The following is a 21795-nucleotide window of genomic DNA, read 5'->3' on the forward strand; positions in this document are numbered from 1 at the left end:
GTAGAGGATAAACAGGCGATCGTACTGACTTCCACTCCGAATGAGTCTGTCAAAAGCGATGCGGTGACTTCATCTCCAACAGTCATTTATCCGTTGAAAATAAAAGAAGAAAAAGAGGCGATCGCAACTCCTATTTCTACTCCCACAAAAGATGCACCAGCTTCAGATAACACTGTAACCAAATCAGTTGAAATCGAATCTCAAGCAATTGCACCTCAACCTGCACCTAAAAACATTTCAACCGTTGAAACAGAAACCAACATCGATCGACCACAACCTGCTGTTACTCTCAGCCCCAAAACCGATGAACAACCAGCAATTTTTACTCAAGAATCTGGTAAAGATTTTCAGCCGATAGTCCACGAAAGCAAGCCAAATATTTATCCTCAACAAGTTTCGACTGTCAATCAGTCAATTGCAACAGATAGCAAGCCAGTAACTACGCTCTCAGAATTAGCTAAACCAGCCATTTCTACTGACAGCCAGCCAGTAATTTCTATTCAAGAAGTTGCTCCTGTCACTCAACCTGTCGCACCAAATGCCACCAGCATAATAGCCACAAATAGTCAAGACACAACCAATACAAAACCCACAAATTATGCACAAAATATCGGCTCGAATCCGGTCACAACAGCTAACTTATTCCATTCTCCAAAAGCATCTCAACCCTTGGTCGGTATTATTAGTACAGGATTTAATGCCAAGAATTTCGACATAGACTACAGCCGCATTACTCTCGGAAAAGACCGCATTGCTAATGACGATAATCCCTTAATTCAATCCGGTGAAGGCAGCGAACAAGGAACTCACGTTTTAGGCTTAATTGCGGCCACTCAAAATAATAGCAAAGGCATCGACGGCATTAACAGCGAAGCACCGATTTGGTTGGGTCGGGCTAGTGGCAATAACAGTTGGGCAGAATCCTTAATTGAGTTTGCAGATGCCGCCCAAAAATCCGGTCAACCCAACGCAGTTGTTAACATCAGTTTTGAACTAACTCAAGTTGATGATAGCGGCAAAATAGTTCCCCGCTACGAACTGACTGAAGCCGAAAATAAAGCCCTAGAATATGCTCGCAAAAATCAAATAGTTGTTGTTGTTCCTGTGGGCAACAATCCCCAACAAATATCGGCTCTAGGGAAAGCATCTCTTCAGTTTGATAATATCATCAGCGTCGGTGCATCATCGGGCGGTCAAGTCACAGATTATTCCGGCACTGGCAAAGGTTTAGATATTTTAACAGAAGGAGGAACGCTGAACAATCCCGTGCGATCGACTGTCGGAGAGGGTACAGGATTGATGGCAGGAACTTCTGTAGCAGCAGCCCAAGTTACGGGTGCAATTTCTCAAGTTTGGGCGGCAAATCCCCAACTGAATTATCAGCAAGTTATCGATATTATCAAACGGACTGCAACTGATATCGCTTTGCCGAATTGGGATGCTAAAACAGGTGCGGGATTGCTGAATATGGCAGCAGCAGTACCTTTGGCAAAAGCAACTCAACCCAAACCTCTGCCGCCAGAACCTACTGTTCAAGATGTTGTCAGTCAACTCAATAACTTAGCTCCCGAACTCGATAAACTGCTAGAGCAATTTAAAACTGAATCTGACAAAATTACTGCCAATCCCGATAGTGCTTTAGTCGAGCCGAAACCTGAAGATGAGAAACAAGCTGCGTCAGAATTGGATGCTTTTATCGCAGATTTGCAAAAAGAAATTGATGGCTTGCAAACCGATCCGTATGCCGATATTGATGGCATGGCCACTACCTATCATTTTGATGCGAAATATCAGCCTTTAGTCGGTATCATCGATACTGGTTTTGCTGAAAATAATCCCGATATTGATTACACCCGAATTATCAAAGGTCGTGATTATAATGATAGCGATGATAATCCCTTACTTCCTGCTAACGATCCCGAGGCAGAACACGGAACTAAGGTATTAGAAGTGGTCGGGGCAAAACAGAACAATGATATTGGCATAAATGGTGTCAATGATGATGCACCGCTGTGGCTGGGACGTGCTGTTGGCTCAGGTAAATGGGCTCAATCTTTGCGGGATTTTGTGGATGCTGTGAAGGTATCTAAGCAGCCGAATGCTATTGTCAATCTCAGCTTTGATTTAACGGAAATTAAGAACGGCGTAGTTGTTACCCGTACTAAGTTTACGCCCGAAGAGCGATCGGCTATTGAATACGCTCGCGACAACAAAGTTCTGATTGTAGCAGCAGCCGGAAATCAAGGTGTGGAAGGTTTATCTGCTTTGGGTAAAGCTTCGCGGGAATTTCCTAATATCATCACTGTAGGTGCGGCGGATTGGAATGGAAATCTTGCTGATTACTCTAGTTATGGTGCAGGGATAGATTTAGTTGCTTTTGGTAGCACCCCTGACGGTAATGCAAGTTATAATCCAAATTCAAATGAGGATTTGCTCAAAGATTTAACTCCCGAAGAGCGACAAGCTTTGGAAAAAGCGATTAAATTTAACGAAGAGCCCACTGATGATGAAAAACTGACTGAAGCTGAGGAAAAACTTGTCTTAGAAGCAACTCAAAAGCTGGGAAAAAGCTTAGGAGATATCAATAATTCTGACATCGATTCAGCGCAATCAATTCCTGAAATTGTCGGTACTTCGATCGCTGCGGCTAAGGTGACAGGTGCGGCTTCCCAAGTGTGGGCGGCTAATCCAAATTTGAGCTTTGCACAGGTAAAAGCTATTCTCAAAGCTACTGCGGTTGATTTGGGTACTCCTGGCTGGGATATTCAAACCGGAGCGGGTTTGTTGAATCTGGCTGATGCTGTCGCAATGGCTAAATCTCCACCTTCAGTAATTGATGTGGGAGATAGTATTTTGTCGTCGGATTCTGATGTTTGGAGTGGGGAAGGTGCTGGGGAAGAAGAGGCTCGTGGCTTCTTAAAGAAATTATGGAACGGAGTGAAGAAAATCTTTAGCAAGGTGAGTGGAGTTGTTAGCAAGGTTGTAGGTTTTGTTAACAAGGTATCGGGTTTCATTGGTAATGTTAAAGACTTTTTCTCTAAAGTTAGCGGTATCTTCTCGACAGTTGGTAAGGTATTTAGCTGGATTCGTACCAAATTCTTGGCTCTGCCTATTTTGGGTAAGGTTGGGATAGTTTTAGGAGGTATTGCTCTGGTGGGAGGTGCGATCGCAGGTTTGGTTTCATGGTTTAAGAAAAAGAAAGAACAGCAACAGCAACCAGTTCAAAATACCACTCCTCAGGAAATTACCGATCTCCAAGTAATTTGGGGAGGCTTGCCAACCGTACTGAAAACTGCTCTAAAAAATGGGATTAATAGTCCTTATGGGCGACCACTTTTTCAGGGAGATCCGGCTGGTATTTTGCCACTAATGCAGACTTTAAATAGTATCAATCCTCCGCTGACATCGACATCGCCACAGCTTTATGCTTGGCTGTTATATGGCACACCTGCTCAGTTTTTACCAGTTTTGCAGGGTACTGCAACAACTCCTGTACTGCCAACGGATGTTGCTAATGCTTGGAATGCTCTGAGTCCACAGCAAAAACAAGAACTTTTGAAGTTCCTATCAGGTGGAATTCCGCAGCTATATCAACCTCTCTTTAATGGCTCCGATCCAGATGGTATTTTGCCACTGTTAAATGGCTTGGGTGGAATATCACCCGATGCTCGAAATACTGTTTTGACTTTCTTGCCAGCAGGGATTCCCAGTCAGTATCAGGCAAATTTTCCCTAGGGCTGACTGACTTCCAAAATCTAATTGCTACCCAGCAATCGCAGATTCAAGGAACTCAGTCAGCCTTGCAAGAATACCAAGCTCAAATCAATCAAGCTAATGCTTTTGTTGGCCAACTCGAACAGCAAAGACAGGAAGCACAAAATGCTGCTAATTACTGGAACAGCCAGATTTATATTTGGGGAATTGTGCGATATGAACGTCAATGCACCCGCTTCTTATTCTGGCGTAGCTGCCGAGACGTTCCTATTGGTGGCTGGATTTACAATCCACAAGCAGAAGCCTATCGAAATGATGCACAAGCTGCTGCTAATGCTGCTGCTCAATACCGAGATATAGCTGCACAAAAAGCTCAAGAGTTAACTGCTGCTTTGCAGCCACAAATCACGGCATTGCAACAGCAGATATCAGGGCAGCAGCAACAATTGCAATCGCTGGCGCAACAGCAGCAGGCATTGCAGAGTCAGCAGCCACTAGCAATTGCTTTAGCTTGATTTGCAAGTGCGATCGCCCTGGATGCTTCTCCAAGCTATCCAAAGGGCGATCGCTCCTCAGAAACCGGGTTAGAGCGATCGCTTTTGCATCCACCGAAATATTGTTACAGAAACCCGGTTTCTTAATCCCAAGTGCGATCGCTCCTCAGAAACCGGGTTAGAGCAATAGCTTTTGCATCCACCGAAATATTGTTACAGAAACCCGGTTTCTTAATCCCAAGTGCGATCGCCCTTCTTTTTCTGTAAACTATCCAAAGGGCGATCGCTCCTCAGAAACCGGGTTGCTGCGATCGCTTTTGCATCCCACCGAAATATTTAGGCAGAAACCCGGTTTCTTAATCCACGCGCGCCTCTATCCCAGAAACCGGGTTAGAGCGATCGCTTTTGCATCCCACCGAAATATTTAGGCAGAAACCCGGTTTCTTAATTTCAAGTGCGATCGCCCTGGATGCTTCTTTAAGCTATCCCAAGTGCGTGAAGTGCAGCTATACCGTAGGGAATCGCCCTTATTGAGGTGAAAAGTCGATCGCCCTTTCTGCAAAATCTGCGATCGCCCATTTAACACTCCTGAGCGCATCAAGGCCCAAGAAACCGGGTTTTTCCCATAATCTGAGTGCTGCGGCGAAAAATTGTCGTAAAAAACCCGGTTTCCGCTCTATTTCTAAATTTATTACTTGCGGAGAACTGACGTAATAATCACCGTAATAGTCGCACTAGCAATTAGAGTGAAAGCAAGCTGTACCACCCACTGAGTTGCTTGCTGGTAGTTAGAAAAGCGATCGTTAAACTTCTCGGAATCCCTCGATAGATTATCCACATCTGTTGATAGCTTATCCACATCTATCGATAGCTTGTCCAGTTTTTCTATTACATCTACCAAGGTTGGTTCGTTTTTGGATGTAGTGGTCATTTGGTTTATTTGAACTCGATAATTATATTGTACTATATTGTGAGTTGTGTCGCTGTTTCAATTATTTATTGTGAATTCTGAGTTGTGTTAAAATTAAGATTCGACTGAATAATGGGAGAAAATTTTTATGACAGCGATGACAGTCAAAGATTTAAACCAGGTTCAGACGCTTTTTTCCGAAGCTGGTTTAGATTACACAATTGAACTAGAAGACGGGGTAATTTCAGTTGGGGGCCCATCAGACATCGTATCCAGTGAATCAGTAGCCGTCTCATCGCCTTTCTTTTCGCTTGGATAAATCCACGTCGCTTGGGGAGAGTTTTTGACTCCGCAGGCGGTTTCATCATGCCGAATACAAACATCCAAGCGCTCGATGTTTCGTTTGTGCGCGCCGCCCGCTTGCGCCAAAGTCCGCGTTGTTTTGGTGAACTTGTCCCTGATTTGGTGGTTGAGATTAAATCTCAAAGCGATCGCATTAAGCCTATAGAAACCAAGGTTTTGAAGTTTATAGAGCTGGGTGCGGTTGTCGGAATTGCGATCGATCCTGAGGAGGAAACAGTGGCAATTTATCGATCGACTGGTGAACCGATTATTTTAGCCAATGGCGATATTTTAACAGTACCGGAACTTTTTCCCGGTTGGGAATTGCCCGTTTCCCAATTGTGGCCTCCGATTTTTACTGAGGAAGAAACACAATCCTGATGCGTTTAAGTTTGAGATTGTTGTTGCAGAAAATAGCCGACTAGATAAAGTGAACCGCACAGGATGGTGAGGTTTTCGTCGGTAACAGCCGCATCTAAGGCTGTGGTTAAGTCTGGGAAGGCTTGACAAACAGTTAATTCAGGACAGATAATTTGAGCAATGGCGGCTAATTCTGCGCTTGGTGCGGAGTTTTGATCGGGTACGGGTACTAGGTAAAGCCGATCGTCCTTTTTGAGTAATGCTTGTAAAATATCGCCGCAGTCTTTCGTCGCCAGAATGCCGATTACCCAGTTAATCGGTGACCGGGAACTGCTAAGATTATCTACGTATTCGCGCAACGCAATAGCTGCAGCGGGGTTGTGCGCGCCGTCAATCAGGATGTTGCGGTTTTTCCAAGTTGTCTGCTGGAGTCTTCCGGGCCATTGGGTTTTGGCGATACCTTCTGCGATGGCCGTTGGGGAGATTTGCCATCCTTGCTGTTGTAGGGTTTGGATAGTGGCGATCGCAATTGCTGAATTCATTAGTTGAATTTGTCCCAGCAGTGGCAATTGATATTTTATTTTAACCGCATTTTGATTTAACTGATATTCTGCGAATCCTTGTCCTAAATCTCTTGCTGGTTTTACCCAAGTTGCCGGACAGTCTAATTCTTGAATGCGTTTTTCTACTACTATTTTAGCAGATTCCGGCAATTCTCCGATAACTGCCGGACATTTTGATTTGAGAATTCCGGCTTTTTCCCCAGCAATATCAGCGACAGTCGGGCCGAGGATTTGCCAGTGTTCGAGACTGATAGAAGTGATGACACTAACGAGGGGAGTTTCGCAAACATTAGTCGCATCTAATCTACCGCCCAACCCGGTTTCTATGACGGCAATATCTGCTTTTTGTTCGGCGAAATACAGCCAAGCTGCGGCCGTGATGATTTCAAATTGAGTGGGAGTTTCGCTATTACCTTCCGCAGCGCGGACAACTTTTTCTAGACACTGCTGCAATGCTGTTGGAGAAATTGGTTTTTGGTTGATGCAAATTCTTTCTGTCCAATCGATTAAGTGCGGGGATGTGTAGCGCCCGACTCGATAGCCTGCTGCTGTGAGTGCGGATGAGAGATAAGCGCAAACGGAACCTTTGCCGTTTGTGCCGGCAACGTGGATAATGGGTATCTGTTTGTGGGGGTTGTCTAGTTTTTCGAGGAGTTGGTGAATTCTTTCTAGGCCGAGGTGGACGCCGAAGTGTTGGTAAGATTTGAGGATGGAGTTTGCATTCATTGAGGATCTCTGGTATGATTAGCTTTGGTTAAATCGGGTTCTCTATTTTTTATAGCCAATGACGAATATACTGCAAGCGATCGCTACAATTATCAATCACCCTATACCTGACTTGATCAGTTATTATAAAAGCAAAAGCCAAGGCAATAATAGAATTACGGCTGGTGATGCCCTTAAGTATTTTGTGAAGGATGCTTTTGCCAATACTATAGATGAACCGGAACTCAGCAAACCTGAAAAGTACGATGAAGTATTTTCTTGGATTCGTGGCAATCAGAGTAATCCTCCAAATTTAATGCTCAGAAATGGCGATGCCATAGAAGTCTATAAAATACAAACTTCCAAGGGTTCGATTCAATTAAATAGTTCCTATCCCAAATCAAAATTATTTTCTAACAATCCACAAATTGTCGCAGCTTGTCGTGATTGTGAAGCATGGACAGAGAAGGATATTCTTTATGCAATTGGAGTCACAAGTAACGACAATACAAAAGAAAATCTGAAAACTCTATGGCTTATTTATGGTGACTGCTATGCTGCTAGCAAAGAATATTATGAAGGGATTAAAGATCAGATAGCCAGTGGCATTAATGCAATTTCCGATGTCGAATCTAGTGAAACCGAAGAGTTAGCTAGAGTAAATAAAGTAGACCCGTTAAGTATAACATCCTTAAGAGTTAGACCAATGTGGCTTATAAATCATCCTTCCAGTGTTTTTGATTATGTAGATACAGGATATGACCCTAAGAAAAATTTTCAGATAATCGCCATAATGAAGGAAAGTAAATATTTGTCTTTTTCACTTGACAGCAGAACAATGATCGAATCCATCTCCGTTCCCGGATTTAAAATTAATACTGACTCGATTAAATGTCCCGATAATCCTGACAACCTCATACCTGCTAAAATTATTACTTACAAAATCTAACACTAAAGGCAAAGGCATTATGAATATCATATCTCTGTTTGCAGGATGTGGTGGGTTGGATTTGGGTTTTCGGCACGCGGGATTTAATATTGTTTGGGCCAATGAGTGCGATCGCACTATTTGGGATACCTACGAGTTCAACCATCCTGACACTATTTTAGATAAAAGAGATATCAGAAAAATCAATTCTGATGAAATTCCCGACTGTATTGGAATTATTGGCGGGCCTCCGTGTCAAAGTTGGAGTGCGGCGGGCGCTAAACGGGGAATTGATGACAGTCGGGGTCAGCTTTTTTGGGAGTATATCAGAATTGTGCGGGACAAGCAGCCTTTGTTTTTCTTGGCTGAGAATGTTAGAGGCATCTTAGCCCCCAGAAACAAGGATGCTTTCAGTTATATATTATCGCAGTTTGAGGAAATTGGGTATCGGGTTTCGTTCAAGTTGGTGAATGCTAAAAATTTTGGTGTGCCGCAAGATAGGCAAAGGGTGATTGTTGTTGGCTATCGGGAGAATCTGGGTTTTGGTTTTGAGTTTCCCGAACCTGGAACCGAGGTTTTGACGCTGCAAGATGCGATTTTTGACTTGCAGGCGATCGCCCCAATGCCAGTTAAGGGTAAATTAGATAATTATCACGATTCTGTCGCGAATCACGAATGTGCAGATTTGGGGTTTTCTAGCATTTATATGTCGCGAAATCGAGTGCGAAGTTGGTGTGAACCTTCGTTTACAATTCAAGCAAGCGGCAGACACGCGCCTCTGCACCCTCAAGCTAGTAAAATGATTTTGGTTGGCAAAGACAAACGCATTTTTGACCCGAATTCGCCTCAGCCTTACCGTCGGCTTTCTGTGCGAGAGTGTGCGAGAGTTCAGACTTTCCCGGATGAGTTTATTTTCAAGTACAAGTATATTGCTGACGGCTACAAAATGGTCGGCAATGCCGTACCTGTTCATTTGGCTAGAGTTTTAGCAAGTAAAATTTATGCAGATATTTGTTCTGTAGGGGCGGTGCCCTCGTGCCCGCCCCAGCCTTTGGCAACCACGGGGGGATTGCCCCTACATATTTGTACAAATAATTTAGAAGCACTATACTGTAACATCATCTGTTAATTTTGCCATAAATCATCTAGAGTAAAGTTGCGGGGATTTTTGAGAATGAAGGTTTGATTTTCTTTGATTAAATCTCCCGTACAGACGAAAGGCAAGCGTTCTTGATAAGCTTTGATGGCGAGGATATAATCTTTGTCTGCAAGTTCGGTTTGAATTTTCTGTAATTTGTCGGCAATCACGCCTAATAAGGTAATCTCGCCGCTTAATTGGTCGGCGTTGGGCGTGTTAATTTGCATCACGACTCCCTGAATAGTTGTATTGGGTATCCCGGTAATTAAGTCGGCTAAAATTTCAATTTGAGAGCGATTTTCTACGGTTTCTAAAATTTGGAGTGCCTCGCGGATGCGGGCGGCATAATCTCCGAGAGTTTGTTGGTTTGGCAGCAATATTTCAAATTCCTCTCCGGCGGCTGGTTTGTGCCAAAGGGTGGCATTTTCCAAGAAAGGTTGGTCTTCATGCCACCCGCGAATTTGCAGGTAATTTCTAAGTTGATTTAGGTTTACTATTTCGAGGGTTTCGCTATCTTTTACGGTGACTTTCATGGTTGAACTCCTTGGCTAATCCCCTCCATAATTGATTGAAGGGCGATGACTGTAAATTGATTGGTTCTGGGTATAGTGACTGTGACAGCGGTGGTGTTTTGTGTTTCTGGCATTCCCCGCAGAGATATCCAATATCCGCATTCCTTCATGCAGATTTCTGTTTCCGACTGGGTTAACCAGTCTTCTATTGTTTCGGGGATTAAAACGACAACTAAAATTCGGGGAATGGCGAAGTCATCCATTCTTAAGTCATCGTAGTTTTTCAGTTTGAGGGGGTAGCGGATCGAGCTATTTTCTAGAACATCTTTTGATGTAGATTTTAACTGCAATTCTAAGCGAGGTGCTCGGATGCGGCCTGTCCCTCCTTTGGCGGCTATTCCCCAGTCTACGCTATCGTCGTCTACGGAGGGTTTGTAAAGAGAATAGCCTGCAACCGTGGCGATGGCTTGCAGGTATGTGTTGCTAAATTGTTCTTTTTGTTGGTTAATATCCACGCGGGCTTGTTTCTTTTATATGGTAACTCGAAGTCCTAGATATAATACCAATTTAGGTGAGAAAACTCTGCTATTATATAAGGTAGCGGTGCGTGACTACTGATCTCTTCTACTACCGCACAAATCTATTCACAGTCACGCACCCTACATCGCTTTGAAAGCAGATTATCGATCGCCCTTAGCAGCATACAGCCGATCGAGCTTTAGGAAGGTTTGCAGCAGCGCATTCGCTCCCTGAGTACACTGTTCTGGGGAAGTATACTCATCTTCTGCATGGCTGATCCCGCCCCGAGAAGCCACGAAAATCATCCCCATATCGGTAAAGCGTCCGATTTCTTGGGCGTCGTGTCCGGCCCTGCTGATTAAATGCCTGTAACTAAAGCCTAATTCTTGACAAACTTCTACAATTGCATTCTGAATCTTTGGTGCTGCTAGCGTCGGCTGTACGTGCAGCAATTGAGTTATTTCAATTTCGGTTTTGGTGGCAGAGGCGATCGCCCCAAACTCCAATTTCATTTTAGCTAACAACTGTTCCAAATTAGTTTCAGACAAATCGCGCAAGTCGATTTTAAACTCGACTTTTCCCGGCACAGTATTCGTAGCATTCGGCCACACAGTTAAATAACCTACCGTTGCTACCTGTTCTCCCGGTGTTTCTACTCCCAGTTTGTTGACTGCTAATACCATTTGTGAAGCCGCTACCAGGGCATCCTTTCTAGCGTGCATGGGCGTCGATCCGGCGTGATTGGGGCGGCCCGTTACCGTCACTCCCAGGCGGTACTGTCCGACAATGCCTTTGACTACTCCTATGCAGTCGCCCGTACTTTCCAAAACGCCTCCTTGTTCGACGTGCAATTCCACAAATGCTGCTATTTCTTTCGGGTGGCGTTTTGCCTCGGCAATTTTTGACCAATCTCCGCCAATTTGTGCTAAACAAGTTTCAATCGAAGTGCCATCGTTGCGACGGTAATGTTCGGGGTCGCTGACTGTATTTCCCGCCATCGCTTTGCAGCCGATAACGGTGCTTTCTTCGTCGGTAAATACGATCGTCTCGATGGGGTGTTCCAAGCGCCGGCCGTTTTCCTGCAACACCCGCACCACTTCAATTCCTGCCAAAACTCCCAAAACCCCGTCGAAATGGCCGGCCGTGGGAACGGTATCAATGTGAGAACCTGTTGCTAGCGCAGCACCTTCGCGCAATCCGGCGTACCTGCCGATCGTATTTCCGGCCGCGTCAATCCGAACTGTCATCCCTGCTTCTCGCATCCAAGACTCAACAAGTTTGCGCGCCAGCAAATCTTCTTTGGTAAAAGCTACCCGACTGACGCCTCCCGACGGCAGTTTGCCGATTTCGGCGAGTTCGGCAATGCTGCGGTTGAGGCGCGAACCGTTGACTGAAAGTGCTAGCCTAACTGTCATGTCACATTCTCCTATTCTCGGAAATTTAACGAGGCGATCGCTCTTGTATTATTAATCATTTAACTAATTGTTGTATACTGTACGCAATATCAGTTAAATCTGTAAAATAATGTAGTCTTGCCTACAACAGGCGATCGGCTGTGGCACTTAAACTGCTCTGGGCAAAACACAGCACGTAGAATAAAGTCGATCGCAGAGATTTAACGGTAAAAAATAACACAATTTTTATCGATCGGGTGATATGAGTCAAACAGCAATTGCAGGAAAACGAGTATTCATTTGCGGTTCCGCCCTTCGGGGCCAGCCGGACAACAGCAACCTTGGAGATGCAAAGTTCATCAGAGAAGCAAAAACTCGTGCGATTTACCGCTTGCACTCGGCAGAAAACGGCTGGCATCCTGCAATTTACGAAGTGGCCACCGGAGGCGCATCAATTCCGGGAGAAGTGTACGAACTAACTGCCGAAGACTTTGAACAGCTTGCAGCGGGGGAGCCCCCGCATATGTATCCATCTGATGTGATTTTGGAAGACGGGGAAGTATTAACAGCTTTTCTGTACCCCCGCGAGTTGGTGGAGAAATACCAGTGGCAAGATATTTCGGATCGCGGTGGGTGGGCAGCTTACAAAGCCGGTTCGTAGTAAGGACTTCAGTCCTCTCAGGTTCGTAGTAAGGACTTCAGTCCTCTCAAAACCCGATAGACCGCCAGGGGTTTAAACCCCTGTCTAATAGCGAAAGTCCTCTAAAGAGGACTAAAGAACTCATCAGTCCTCTTTAGAGGACTTTCGCTTTGAGGCAGGGGTTTCAACCCCTGCCGGACTACGGGTTTGACTACGGGTTTGACTACGGGTTTGACTACGGGTTTGACTACGGGTTTGACTACGGGTTTGACCGGGTGGTTGACACGCCACCTCCGTGCCGTGTCCCTACGGATTTCAGGTTCGCAGCATCGGACTTCAGTCCTCCTGAGAAACGATCGGCCTGTGATACTCATGCCAGTGTCGGGCAATATCAATGCGGCGGCATATCCAAACCCTCTCATGCTGCTGCACGTAATCCAAAAAACGCGCCAAAGCCGCCGCCCGCCCCGGCCTCCCCGCCAAGCGACAGTGCAGCCCCACACTCATCATCTTCGGTGCAGTCTCGCCCTCGGCGTAGAGTAGGTCAAAAGCATCGCGCAGGTAAGCAAAAAACTGGTCGCCAGAATTAAACCCCTGACTCGTAGCAAACCGCATATCGTTGTTGTCGAGGGTATAAGGAATTACCAAGTGAGGTCTGCCGCACTCGTGCACCCAGTAAGGCAGGTCATCGGCGTAGCTGTCGGCATCGTAGAGAAAACCGCCTTCTTCCACTACTAGCTTGCGGGTGTGGGGGCTCGTGCGTCCGGTATACCAGCCGAGGGGCCGGCTGCCGGTAACTTGGGTGTGAATGGCGATCGCCCTGTGCAAATGCTCGCGTTCCGCCTCTTCCCCAAAATACTTATAATCAATCCAGCGGTAGCCGTGGCTGGCAATTTCCCAATCGGCCTCCAACATCGCTGCAACTGCTTCGGGATGCCTTTCTAAGGCCATCGCCACGCCGTAAACTGTAACCGGTATCCCCCGAGAAGTAAACATCCGGTGCAGCCGCCACAGACCGGCCCGACTCCCGTATTCGTAACAGGATTCCATATTCATGTGCCGCAGTCCCGATAGGGGAACGGCGCCGACAATCTCTGACAGAAATGTTTCCGAAGAGCCGTCGCCGTGCAGGATGCAGGTTTCTCCACCTTCTTCGTAATTGATCACAAATTGCAGGGCTACGCGCGATCGATCGGGCCATTTAGGATCGGGGGGATTTTGCCCGTAACCGACTAATTCTCGCGGATAATTTGCTGGCATATATAACAGTTGACAGTTGACAGTTGACAGTTGATAGTTGATAGTTGGCAGTGGACAGCTTGCCCGCTTGCTTAGAGAAGGGTTGACAGTTGACTGTTGTCTGTTCATTGATTGCGCATGGGTGCGTCGAAACCCGGTTTCTACGATTTTTGCTCTTGGGTCACGAGAAATATAGTAAAAAACCGGGTTTCACTCTTGTCGCAAGTGCGATCGCGAACTACAGTTGTTAGTTATCAGTTTTCAGTTTTTTTTGATTAACAACTGACAACTAACAACTAACAACTGACAACTGACAATTGTCAACTGTCAACTGTCAACTGTTTACCCTGTTGCCCTTCTATCTCCTTAATTTCTTTAATTACCCGCGCTTTACTGGCGATTAAATGGTCTTTGATCGCTTGCTGAGCTCCCGCTGCATTCTGTTCTATCACAGCTTGATAAATGCGGCGGTGTTCGCTGCGAATTTCCAAGACACCCGGATTGTATTCCATCGTGCGAAGCCGCACTAATATCATTTTGTCAAACACCTGATCCAACAGAGTTACTAACCAAGGATTGCCAGAACTTTGTGCTAGCAAGCGGTGAAATTGGCAGTCCGCGTAGAGCAATTGATAATTTGTCAATTCGCCCGATCGCAAATGTGTCGTACTTTCTGCCTGCAGCACGATCGCTTCTAATTGTTTCACTTGAGCCGGTGTAGCATTTTGGCTGGCCCCGGCCACCGACAACTGTTCCAAAGCGATCCGGCAATCATAAAGATCCGCTGCATCTGCGATCGACAGAGTAGCCACGCGCAATCCATGATGCGGATCTGCCGTCACTAAATTCTCACGTTGCAGTTGGCACAAAGCTTCTCTCACCGGAGTGCGGCTGACGTTTAGCATTTCGGCCAATTGTGTTTCGATCAGGCGTTCTCCAGCCGCTAATTCCCCCGACAGGATAGCAGTTCGGAGAGCTTGGTAAGTTTGTTCGTGAAGGGATTGAGTGCGGCGAATCGCGCGAAATGAAAGACCCAAAATCAGTTATCCTTAAGTTAAAATTAAAGTGAATTTATTGGTGTTAAAAATTGTTGATTCAGCCTCATCTCTAAGATTTTTATGTTAAATAACCGTAGGTTTTGGCTGCCTCATTATCAAGGATACATCACAGCGGCGCTTTTACACCAGATATGTATAGATTGTACGCCACATCTGTAGGAACGCGGCAGTGCCTTTCATCATGTCAACTTAAGCTGAAACCCTTGAAAAATCTTGCTTTTATCCGAGTCCCGATCCCCCTAAATCCCCCTGGTTGTAGGGGAGTAGGGGTTGACGAAAGAGAAGATGCTTCTCCTCCCTTAAGAAGGGGAGTAGGGGTTGACGAAAGAGAAGACTCTTGTCCCCCCCTTAAGAAGGGGAGTAGGGGTCGAGTAGGGGGCAAGCTAAGGGGGATCTGGGCCTAATTGTCAAACAGCAGAGCTCTGCTACCTTTGACCTTAAGTTAACACCAACCGACAGTCCCGCGTCCCCACCCAAAGCTGCTTAAAAGCTGAACTGAGTGCGCAGATTGCCCACAAACACGGTGGGATTGCCATCAAAGTTGTTCGCATTGAAGATAGCGTAAATTGCCGGGACGATCGCAATATTATTAGTAATCGGGTAATAATACGAACCCTCTACCTCGTACTGAGTACCTCCATTGCCGCCGCCCGAGAGCAAGAACCTGCGACCCGATATATAATCGTGGGGAACCACAAAGGAAAGTACACCCAGCGCGCCCTTTTTTCCAATATCGGGAAATCCCATCCCAACTTGAAAAGATTGTACCTTAATGTCTCCGCCAGAACGATCGCGATTTACCGGATTTACCTCAAGCTGCCCGTAGGAATACCGCCCGAACAAACCAAAATTCCGGCTCAGCAACCAATCAAAATTAACCACAAAAGCATCGGCACCCGAGTCTCGAACTCTTCCCCCAAAACCGTCATCCGCATAACCGTAAGGCAGCGGTTCGCCAACAGCACCGCCAATAAATCCATTATAAGGTTTGAGGCTCGATCGCGCGTAAATCAGCCGCAGATTGAAAGAATTGCTGGGGGCGTATTCCAACTGCGCTGTAATCGTGTTGGAACTGTTAAACAAACCATCCCTGGGATTGCTAGCGGTATTAAATACAGCAGAATTCAAAAATTCTGTATTTTCAGCCATATAAGCAGCCGTCAACTTAAGCGGCTTGGCAACTTGCCAACTGACAACAGCACCAGAACCGCGATCGACCGCATTTAACAGTGTACTTCCGTTCGAGTTAAAACTCGTTGCCCCTTTCAGATAAAATGTGAAACGGTTGCCATCGAAATATCGGTAATAATTCAATCGCGGTCCGATCGCAACTTGAACTTTATCTCCTACGGGAAACGTGTAATACATCTCGCGAATTGCCACAACATTAGCTGTCGGCGTTCCAGTTTGATCTAAAAATGGCGTTCCCCACGAGTTGTAAAAACCCGCCGAAACTAATTCGTTTGCAGGCGAGTTGCCGTTGCCGAAAACCAACTGAGTCACCAGCGAATCTTTGCCAGTAAACGAAGTGTTTAGCGTCAGGAAAGCGTAGTAGCTAAAAGTAGTTTCGGGTTGCCCGCGCTCGACGCGAGTCGGTCGGTTGTTGGCATCGCGAGTCGGGGCAGCAAAGGCGCTGCCAGGGGCGGTGCGGCTGCGTTCTGCGGTGATATCGCCTGTCGGAAATGCTGATGTTAGGTTGAACCAAACCGTAGCATTTAGTTTCGTTGTAGTCGAGAATTGATTCGATTCTAAATTCGCCGTGCGAGCTTCCAATACATCGATTTTACCGCGCAGCGTTGCTAGTTCTGCTGCAAATTCTTCTTGCAGTCTCTGGAGTTTCTGTAAATCCTCTTTTTTAACTAAATTCGAGGTTCCTGCTGTTATTAACTCAGCAACTTTATCGAGACACGCATTCAAACCGGCGGCGAATTCGTAGCGAGTCATGGCTCGATTGCCGCGATAGGTGCCGTCGGGATATCCAGCTATGCACCCGTAGCGTTCAACTAATGATTGCAGCGCGCCAAATGCCCAATCTGTGGGTTTAACGTCGCTGAGTTGGGAAACTGATGTGACTTGTTCCATCTCCGGCGAGGCGGAAGTATCGGTTGCTTCTAAGCTGTCTGGTTGGATTTCAGATATGCTTGCCGGCGCGGGATTTTGTGGGGTTTGAATTGATTGTGATAAGAGGTTTGATTCGCTGGAGTCTTGAGTTGCTGTATCTGTAGGTTGGAGATTGTTTGGTTGGGAAACTGGGGCGATTTCCGCTTCTTTGTTTGTTGTTGATTTGGGTGAAATATCGGCGGTTTGTTCTGGCGTTTGCGCCGGATTTGTCTCGGTGGAATTTGGCTCTAGCGCAACTGGTGATGTAGCGGATTTTTCCGATGCTATATTTGTCTGGTTGACCTCGTTGGTTTGATAACTTTCTGCTGTTTTTTCGCTGTTTGTTGCGAGGGAAATACTCTCGGGTTTTTCGTGATTTTCGGGTTTTAAATCAGCGGTTGTTTCTGGCGTTACCGCAGGATTTGTCGGTGTTTTAATTTGGGCGATCGCACTTTGTGACTCGGCGGCCTCAATCAGCGGTAAGTCGGCTGGCGAGGCGATTGCTGCTTGAGTCTCTGTAGCAGAAATTTCCGCAGCAGAGCTTGCAGGAGAATGCAGCAGGCTCATACAAATTAGTGCTGGCGTTGCTGTCAGCAGGATTTTGAAATACACAATTTTAGACATTATCCTCACACCGTTATTTCTTCAGTCGGCGCAGGCCGACTTTGTTTGTATAGACGCGGTTTCAACCGCCGAGTCATAAGGGGCTAGGATACCCGGATTTAGTATCACTACGAACTTTTGCGGACGGAAGTCCTCACTACAAACTTTTGCGGACGGAAGTCCTCACTACGAACTTTTGCGGACTGAAGTCCTCACTACGAACCGAAGTTTGTAGTAATGACTTTAGTCATTTTTTAAGTCAAGGGTTTGCGATCGGCAGCAGGAGGTAAAGCTCGCTGCTCTAGAGGAGGCAAGTAGCTTTCATCAAATATCTTATTCACTGGGGGAGCTTCTATCTTTAAGACTTCTGCTACTTGTTTGGCTGTCGTTTCCAGACGGGTTGGATCGACTGCTCCCAAGCCAAGTTTTTCAACTTCGGGAGTGATGTAGAGCTGTTCTAAGGCGATTTGGAGGCGGCGCTTTTCGGCGTTTTTGTCCATCAAGCTATCTCCCGCTTTCGCCACCGATTCCAATCCGGCTTCGGGATCTTTTAATGTGTCTTGAAGTCCTTTAAAATACGCTCTCAAAAAGCCTTTTACTACTTCGGGATTCTTGTCGAGAAACGCTTTTTTGACCACGATCGCATTTCCGTACAGCTCCAGACCGTTCTCGTTATAGTAGAAGACATTTATATCTTCGGGCTTTTTGCCTGCTTTTTCTAATGCAGGGAGGATGGTTGTGGCAAATCCGCTCACTGCATCGACATCGCCTTTAATTAGTAAGGTTTCCCGCAGCTTTGGTTCCATTGTAATCCACTCTACGCCGTCGGCTTGCACGCCTACTTTTTGGGCGAATACCGGCCACAGTTTGCGGGGTGCATCTCCTGCTGGAGCTCCTAGCTTTTTGCCTGTCAATCCTTTAGGATCTGCAATGTTGCTCGACTTGAGGCTGACAATGGAAAAAGCCGATCGATTGTAAGGGACTGCAACTGCTACTACTGGATCGTTGGGATTCTTGGCGTTGAACTCCATCATCGAGTAAATATCGCCAAATCCGATCTCGAACTGACCGGCTGCAACTTTGGTGATGGTGTCTGAGGAACCGTACCCCCGCTCGATTTTAACATCCAATCCTTCTGCTGGGAAATAACCTTTGTCAATGGCGATCGTCAGCGGTGCATTATCGCCTTGCAGCAGCCAAGAAGGATTGACTTTGATCGTCCGTTTCTGGGCGGTGTCAGCCGCCGTTGTTGCTGTTGCTCCGGGCGCTGCTGGGGTAGTTCCGGCATTCGGCTGCTGGGATTGACAGCTACTCACGATGACTGGAAGTGCAATCAGCACTAGGGATAGCGATCGTACTAACCAAGTATTTTTCATGGGAAAAAGCTTGCTATTTGGACAACAAACCAAAGCAAAAACCCCTGCAAGCGCACCAAATACGGTTGCCAATCTCTACGGATTTCGCATCAAATTTAAGCAGCGCATGGGTTTGCTGTATACGGTATACTTTCCTTTCGGCGAATACTGTATATAGCAACACATTTTTTAATCTTTATCAATAAATTTACTTTTGATAACTTGATTTGCACCAACACTTAATAATGTTGTTCAGGTTGCTTTATTGTTGGCAAAAATTTGTATTTCCCGATACAGACAAATTCAAATATATCAATAATAAATAATAGAGATGAAACTTTTTAATTTTTCTGTATACAGAATACTACTGCTCGCTTGCTCGATAAAGGAGGTAGACTGATTGTGGTACAGCAGACAATGTTAACAGAGGATCTCGAAACGAAAGAACCCGTACTTTTGGAATTCGATCGCGTGGGTTTAGAGTACCGAGTTGATGGCCAACCCCGACGGATCATTGACGAGATTTCACTGTCGATCGCCCAAGGAGAATTTGTGTCATTTGTGGGGCCGAGCGGCTGCGGTAAAACTTCAATTCTGAGGATGGTTTCCGGGCTGTCTCCGGCTCCGATCGGCGAAATTCGGATGCGGGAAAAAAAGATTACCAAACCCCTAAAAAATGTCGGAATAGCTTTTCAAAATCCCGTGCTTTTGCCTTGGCGAAATACCCTCGACAACGTTCTGCTGCCGCTGGAAGTAGTGCAGCCTTACAAGCGAGAATTCAAAGATCCGCAGCGCAAGGAAAAGTTTATTCGATCGGCACAAGAATTGTTAGCGACAGTCGGACTGCAAGACTTTCAGAAACAGTTTCCCTGGCAACTGTCGGGAGGAATGCGACAGAGGGCTTCGCTGTGTCGGGGGTTAATTCACCAACCGGAAATACTGCTGCTGGACGAACCTTTTGGCGCCTTAGATGCTTTCACCCGCGAGGAAATGTGGGTGATGCTGCAAGATTTGTGGATGCGAGTGAAGTGCGTTTGTATCCTGATCACTCACGATTTGCGGGAGGCTGTATTCTTGTCAGATACAGTTTATGTGATGGGCCCGCGCCCGAGTTCGATCGTGTATAAAGTCAAAGTCAACCTGCCACGTCCCACCACTCTAGATATGATGGTGTCGGATGAATTCAACCACATTGTTGCAGAGTTGCGCCGCCACATTCACCGCAATTAATCGTATTTGAGCAGGCATTTGAGAAAGCAATGGATAATTTAGAAAGATTTGCTCGGTCAAAAACAGCCAGCATTGTGATGCCGCTTGCTGCAACAATTTTGCTGTTCGTGCTGTGGGAGATTGTGGTATTTTTGTTCAAAATTCCCCCGTACAACTTGCCCGCTCCTTCAGCAATAATCGCGGCAAGTTTCAATCAAAGTCAGGCACTGATCGAAAACACAGGACAAACCTTGTTTACAACCCTAGCAGGCTTCATCATCGCAATTGTGGCGGGCGTAGTGCTGGGGTTTCTGATCGGATATTCGCGAATTGCCTATGTAATTCTCTACCCGTTATTAGTTGGATTTAATACTGTTCCGAAAGTAGCGTTAGTGCCGCTGTTTGCGCTGTGGTTTGGCATCGGTACGGTGCCGGCAATTCTGACGGCATTTTTGCTGGCATTTTTCCCGATCGCAGTTAACGTCGCTTTGGGACTAGATACAGTCGAACCCGAGATGAAAGATGTAATGCGATCGCTGGGTGCATCCCAGATCGAAATCTTCCAAAAAGTTGGGTTCCCCCACACGTTACCATACGTCTTTGCCTCACTGAAAGTGGCAATTTCCCTTGCCTTTGTCGGCACTGTAATTTCTGAAACAGTAGCCTCTAACAAAGGCATTGGGTACTTAATTGTCACCGCGAGTTCTAACTTTGACGTGCCTTTAGGTTTTGCAGGATTGATGGTTTTGGCGGTGATGGGAACCGTGCTTTACGGCTTGTTTGCCGCTGCGGAGAAATACCTAATTTACTGGGCTCGCTGATTGGATGGATTAAACCAAATCCAGTGCCGGAAATTACCGTGCATATGGCCTAAAGGTTCTTCGTGCTGAACCGGTTGGATTTCTGTTACCGGTGTCGGCGCGGGAGATTTTTTGGTCGCTTGACGATTGAATAATTGCATAAATTTGCCTCCGAGATGTTTGTGTTTCTGGGAGGCACATCGAAACCTGTCACCACGCTCCCCGGCAACAGCAGCGCTGAGATGGGGTATGTCCGAATCTTTTTCTGTGCCTTGTGATACTATTGTACAACTATTTTGGCGGAATGTATCGGGCGATCGGGTGATATCAAATTCGGGTTGCACCCGGAGGGGACTCGGCGGTTGAAACCGCGTCTACACAAACGATGTCCATGCCAAGCGGACTGAAGATAAGACGGCGGTTGAAACCGCGTCTACACAAACGATGTCCGCCGCCGCGGACTGAAGATAAGACGGCGGTTGAAACCGCGTCTATACAAACGATGTCCGCCGGACGCCGACTCAAGAATAAAGGTTCGTAGTCAGGATTTCAGTCTTGTTTCTCAATTGCTGACTCAAGGCGAAACCGCGCAATCTCATAAATTTCGGTTAAAGCCTGCTGCATTTCAGTTTCGAGGGAATTGTCGAGGCGGCGTTCAAATGCTTCGAGAATGCTGGTTTTTGTGTGGTTTTTCACCGCCACAATGAAGGGGAAATCAAACTTTTTGCGATATTCTCGGTTGAGGAATTGAAAGCGATCGAACTCTGCGACAGATAGCCGATCCAAACCTGCACCGGCTTGTTCGTTAACCGATGCTACAGCCATTTTTGCTTTGCTTCCCAAGTCGGGGTGCGATCGAATTAAAGCTAATTTTTCCTCCCCAGTCATGGAATTGACGACTGTTACCATTTTGGCGTGTAAATCGGCTGTGGAGGCAAAAGGGCGATCGTCCCAAGTGCAACGGGCGACTGTGGGCGACTGTTCAAAAATCTCGCCCAAGGCCTCTGTAAATGCCTCCTGGTTCATTTGGTTGAGTTCAAATAAAGAATATTGCATTGTCGAGCGCATGAATTAATTTTAGTAGTATTTCATTGCGAGTGAAACAAAAAAAACTGCGGACTAAAGTCCTCACTACAAACTGTCAACTGTCAACTGTCAACTGTCAACTGTCAACTGTCAACTGTCAACTGTCAACTGTCAACTGTCAACTGT

Annotated in this window: 19 protein-coding genes and 1 pseudogene; 8 read left to right on the forward strand and 12 right to left on the reverse strand. The window is 46.2% G+C overall.

Annotated features, from left to right (window positions below; genetic code table 11):
• The coding region (locus QUB63_RS27710) for a S8 family peptidase (RefSeq protein ID WP_332948577.1) at nt 1-3735 on the forward strand (3735 nt) is incomplete at its 5' end.
• Nucleotides 3736-3800: 65 nt separating this feature from the next.
• Nucleotides 3801-4229 (forward strand): hypothetical protein, encoded by a 429-nt coding sequence (locus tag QUB63_RS27715; protein ID WP_332948579.1) that lies wholly within the window; start codon nt 3801-3803, stop codon nt 4227-4229.
• Nucleotides 4230-4899: 670 nt separating this feature from the next.
• On the opposite strand, the gene QUB63_RS27720 is transcribed toward QUB63_RS27715, so the two are convergent.
• Nucleotides 4900-5139, reverse strand: a complete 240-nt coding sequence (locus QUB63_RS27720) for a hypothetical protein (protein WP_332948580.1) — start codon at nt 5137-5139, stop codon at nt 4900-4902.
• A gap of 127 nt (nt 5140-5266) precedes the next feature.
• Between QUB63_RS27720 and QUB63_RS27725 the strand changes: the two are divergent.
• Nucleotides 5267-5841 (forward strand): annotated as a pseudogene (locus tag QUB63_RS27725) (Uma2 family endonuclease).
• 5 nt (nt 5842-5846) lie between these two features.
• On the opposite strand, the gene QUB63_RS27730 reads toward QUB63_RS27725, so the two are convergent.
• The gene (locus QUB63_RS27730) at nt 5847-7109 is read right to left on the reverse strand and encodes a bifunctional folylpolyglutamate synthase/dihydrofolate synthase (protein ID WP_332948581.1); all 1263 of its coding nucleotides are present in this window, start codon (nt 7107-7109) and stop codon (nt 5847-5849) included.
• Between the two features lie 58 nt (nt 7110-7167).
• On the opposite strand from QUB63_RS27730, the gene QUB63_RS27735 reads away from it, so the two are divergent.
• Together QUB63_RS27735 and QUB63_RS27740 are read left to right on the forward strand one after the other, a co-directional pair.
• Nucleotides 7168-8037, forward strand: a complete 870-nt coding sequence (locus QUB63_RS27735; protein ID WP_332948582.1) for an NgoPII family restriction endonuclease — start codon at nt 7168-7170, stop codon at nt 8035-8037.
• A gap of 19 nt (nt 8038-8056) precedes the next feature.
• Nucleotides 8057-9145, forward strand: coding sequence for a DNA cytosine methyltransferase (locus QUB63_RS27740; protein ID WP_332948583.1), 1089 nt, complete (start codon nt 8057-8059; stop codon nt 9143-9145).
• On the opposite strand, the gene QUB63_RS27745 is transcribed toward QUB63_RS27740, so the two are convergent.
• From QUB63_RS27745 to QUB63_RS27760, 4 genes are all read right to left on the reverse strand, one after another.
• On the reverse strand, nt 9142-9687 hold the full coding sequence (locus QUB63_RS27745) for a hypothetical protein (RefSeq protein WP_332948585.1): 546 nt from the start codon (nt 9685-9687) through the stop codon (nt 9142-9144). The two genes, QUB63_RS27740 and QUB63_RS27745, sit on opposite strands and share 4 nt — an antisense overlap.
• The gene (locus QUB63_RS27750; RefSeq protein ID WP_332948586.1) at nt 9684-10181 is read right to left on the reverse strand and encodes a DUF4365 domain-containing protein; all 498 of its coding nucleotides are present in this window, start codon (nt 10179-10181) and stop codon (nt 9684-9686) included. Before QUB63_RS27750 ends, QUB63_RS27745 begins: the two co-directional genes overlap by 4 nt.
• 165 nt (nt 10182-10346) lie before the next feature.
• Nucleotides 10347-11600 carry a Zn-dependent hydrolase gene (locus QUB63_RS27755; RefSeq protein WP_332948588.1) on the reverse strand — a complete coding sequence of 418 codons (1254 nt, stop codon included), beginning with the start codon at nt 11598-11600 and terminating at the stop codon, nt 10347-10349.
• A 121-nt stretch (nt 11601-11721) separates the two neighbouring features.
• A complete protein-coding gene (locus QUB63_RS27760; protein WP_332948589.1) occupies nt 11722-11850 on the reverse strand; it encodes a hypothetical protein in 129 nt (42 codons plus the stop codon).
• On the opposite strand from QUB63_RS27760, the gene QUB63_RS27765 reads away from it, so the two are divergent.
• Nucleotides 11842-12240, forward strand: coding sequence for an allophanate hydrolase-related protein (locus tag QUB63_RS27765; RefSeq protein WP_332948590.1), 399 nt, complete (start codon nt 11842-11844; stop codon nt 12238-12240). The genes QUB63_RS27760 and QUB63_RS27765 overlap by 9 nt on opposite strands.
• A gap of 315 nt (nt 12241-12555) precedes the next feature.
• On the opposite strand, the gene puuE is transcribed toward QUB63_RS27765, so the two are convergent.
• From puuE to QUB63_RS27785, 4 genes are all read right to left on the reverse strand, one after another.
• Nucleotides 12556-13587, reverse strand: a complete 1032-nt coding sequence (gene puuE, locus QUB63_RS27770; RefSeq protein ID WP_332948591.1) for an allantoinase PuuE — start codon at nt 13585-13587, stop codon at nt 12556-12558.
• A gap of 191 nt (nt 13588-13778) precedes the next feature.
• Nucleotides 13779-14495, reverse strand: coding sequence for a GntR family transcriptional regulator (locus QUB63_RS27775; RefSeq protein WP_332948592.1), 717 nt, complete (start codon nt 14493-14495; stop codon nt 13779-13781).
• A gap of 504 nt (nt 14496-14999) precedes the next feature.
• The gene (locus QUB63_RS27780) at nt 15000-17240 is read right to left on the reverse strand and encodes an iron uptake porin (RefSeq protein ID WP_332948593.1); all 2241 of its coding nucleotides are present in this window, start codon (nt 17238-17240) and stop codon (nt 15000-15002) included.
• A gap of 233 nt (nt 17241-17473) precedes the next feature.
• The gene (locus tag QUB63_RS27785; protein ID WP_332948594.1) at nt 17474-18595 is read right to left on the reverse strand and encodes an ABC transporter substrate-binding protein; all 1122 of its coding nucleotides are present in this window, start codon (nt 18593-18595) and stop codon (nt 17474-17476) included.
• A 381-nt stretch (nt 18596-18976) separates the two neighbouring features.
• Between QUB63_RS27785 and QUB63_RS27790 the strand changes: the two genes are divergently transcribed.
• A complete protein-coding gene (locus QUB63_RS27790; RefSeq protein WP_332948595.1) occupies nt 18977-19804 on the forward strand; it encodes an ABC transporter ATP-binding protein in 828 nt (275 codons plus the stop codon).
• Between the two features lie 29 nt (nt 19805-19833).
• Nucleotides 19834-20604, forward strand: a complete 771-nt coding sequence (locus tag QUB63_RS27795) for an ABC transporter permease (protein ID WP_332948596.1) — start codon at nt 19834-19836, stop codon at nt 20602-20604.
• On the opposite strand, the gene QUB63_RS27800 is transcribed toward QUB63_RS27795, so the two are convergent.
• Nucleotides 20589-20927, reverse strand: a complete 339-nt coding sequence (locus QUB63_RS27800) for a hypothetical protein (protein ID WP_332948597.1) — start codon at nt 20925-20927, stop codon at nt 20589-20591. The genes QUB63_RS27795 and QUB63_RS27800 overlap by 16 nt on opposite strands.
• A gap of 205 nt (nt 20928-21132) precedes the next feature.
• Entirely contained in the window at nt 21133-21639 is a 507-nt protein-coding gene (uraD, locus tag QUB63_RS27805; protein WP_332948598.1) for a 2-oxo-4-hydroxy-4-carboxy-5-ureidoimidazoline decarboxylase, read from the reverse strand.
• Between the last annotated feature and the right edge of the window lie 156 nt (nt 21640-21795).

Source organism: Microcoleus sp. ARI1-B5 (genome assembly GCF_036705795.1).
GTDB lineage: Bacteria > Cyanobacteriota > Cyanobacteriia > Cyanobacteriales > Microcoleaceae > Microcoleus.

Coding starts and splice junctions, on each gene's coding strand:
- QUB63_RS27745 (WP_332948585.1), bottom strand. CDS start 9,687: ATGAAAGTCACCGTAAAAGATAGCGAAACCCTCGAAATAGTAAACCTA.
- QUB63_RS27730 (WP_332948581.1), bottom strand. CDS start 7,109: ATGAATGCAAACTCCATCCTCAAATCTTACCAACACTTCGGCGTCCAC.
- QUB63_RS27780 (WP_332948593.1), bottom strand. CDS start 17,240: ATGTCTAAAATTGTGTATTTCAAAATCCTGCTGACAGCAACGCCAGCA.
- QUB63_RS27765 (WP_332948590.1), top strand. CDS start 11,842: ATGAGTCAAACAGCAATTGCAGGAAAACGAGTATTCATTTGCGGTTCC.
- puuE (WP_332948591.1), bottom strand. CDS start 13,587: ATGAACAGACAACAGTCAACTGTCAACCCTTCTCTAAGCAAGCGGGCA.
- QUB63_RS27795 (WP_332948596.1), top strand. CDS start 19,834: ATGGATAATTTAGAAAGATTTGCTCGGTCAAAAACAGCCAGCATTGTG.
- QUB63_RS27740 (WP_332948583.1), top strand. CDS start 8,057: ATGAATATCATATCTCTGTTTGCAGGATGTGGTGGGTTGGATTTGGGT.
- uraD (WP_332948598.1), bottom strand. CDS start 21,639: ATGCAATATTCTTTATTTGAACTCAACCAAATGAACCAGGAGGCATTT.
- QUB63_RS27735 (WP_332948582.1), top strand. CDS start 7,168: ATGACGAATATACTGCAAGCGATCGCTACAATTATCAATCACCCTATA.
- QUB63_RS27720 (WP_332948580.1), bottom strand. CDS start 5,139: ATGACCACTACATCCAAAAACGAACCAACCTTGGTAGATGTAATAGAA.
- QUB63_RS27755 (WP_332948588.1), bottom strand. CDS start 11,600: ATGACAGTTAGGCTAGCACTTTCAGTCAACGGTTCGCGCCTCAACCGC.
- QUB63_RS27785 (WP_332948594.1), bottom strand. CDS start 18,595: ATGAAAAATACTTGGTTAGTACGATCGCTATCCCTAGTGCTGATTGCA.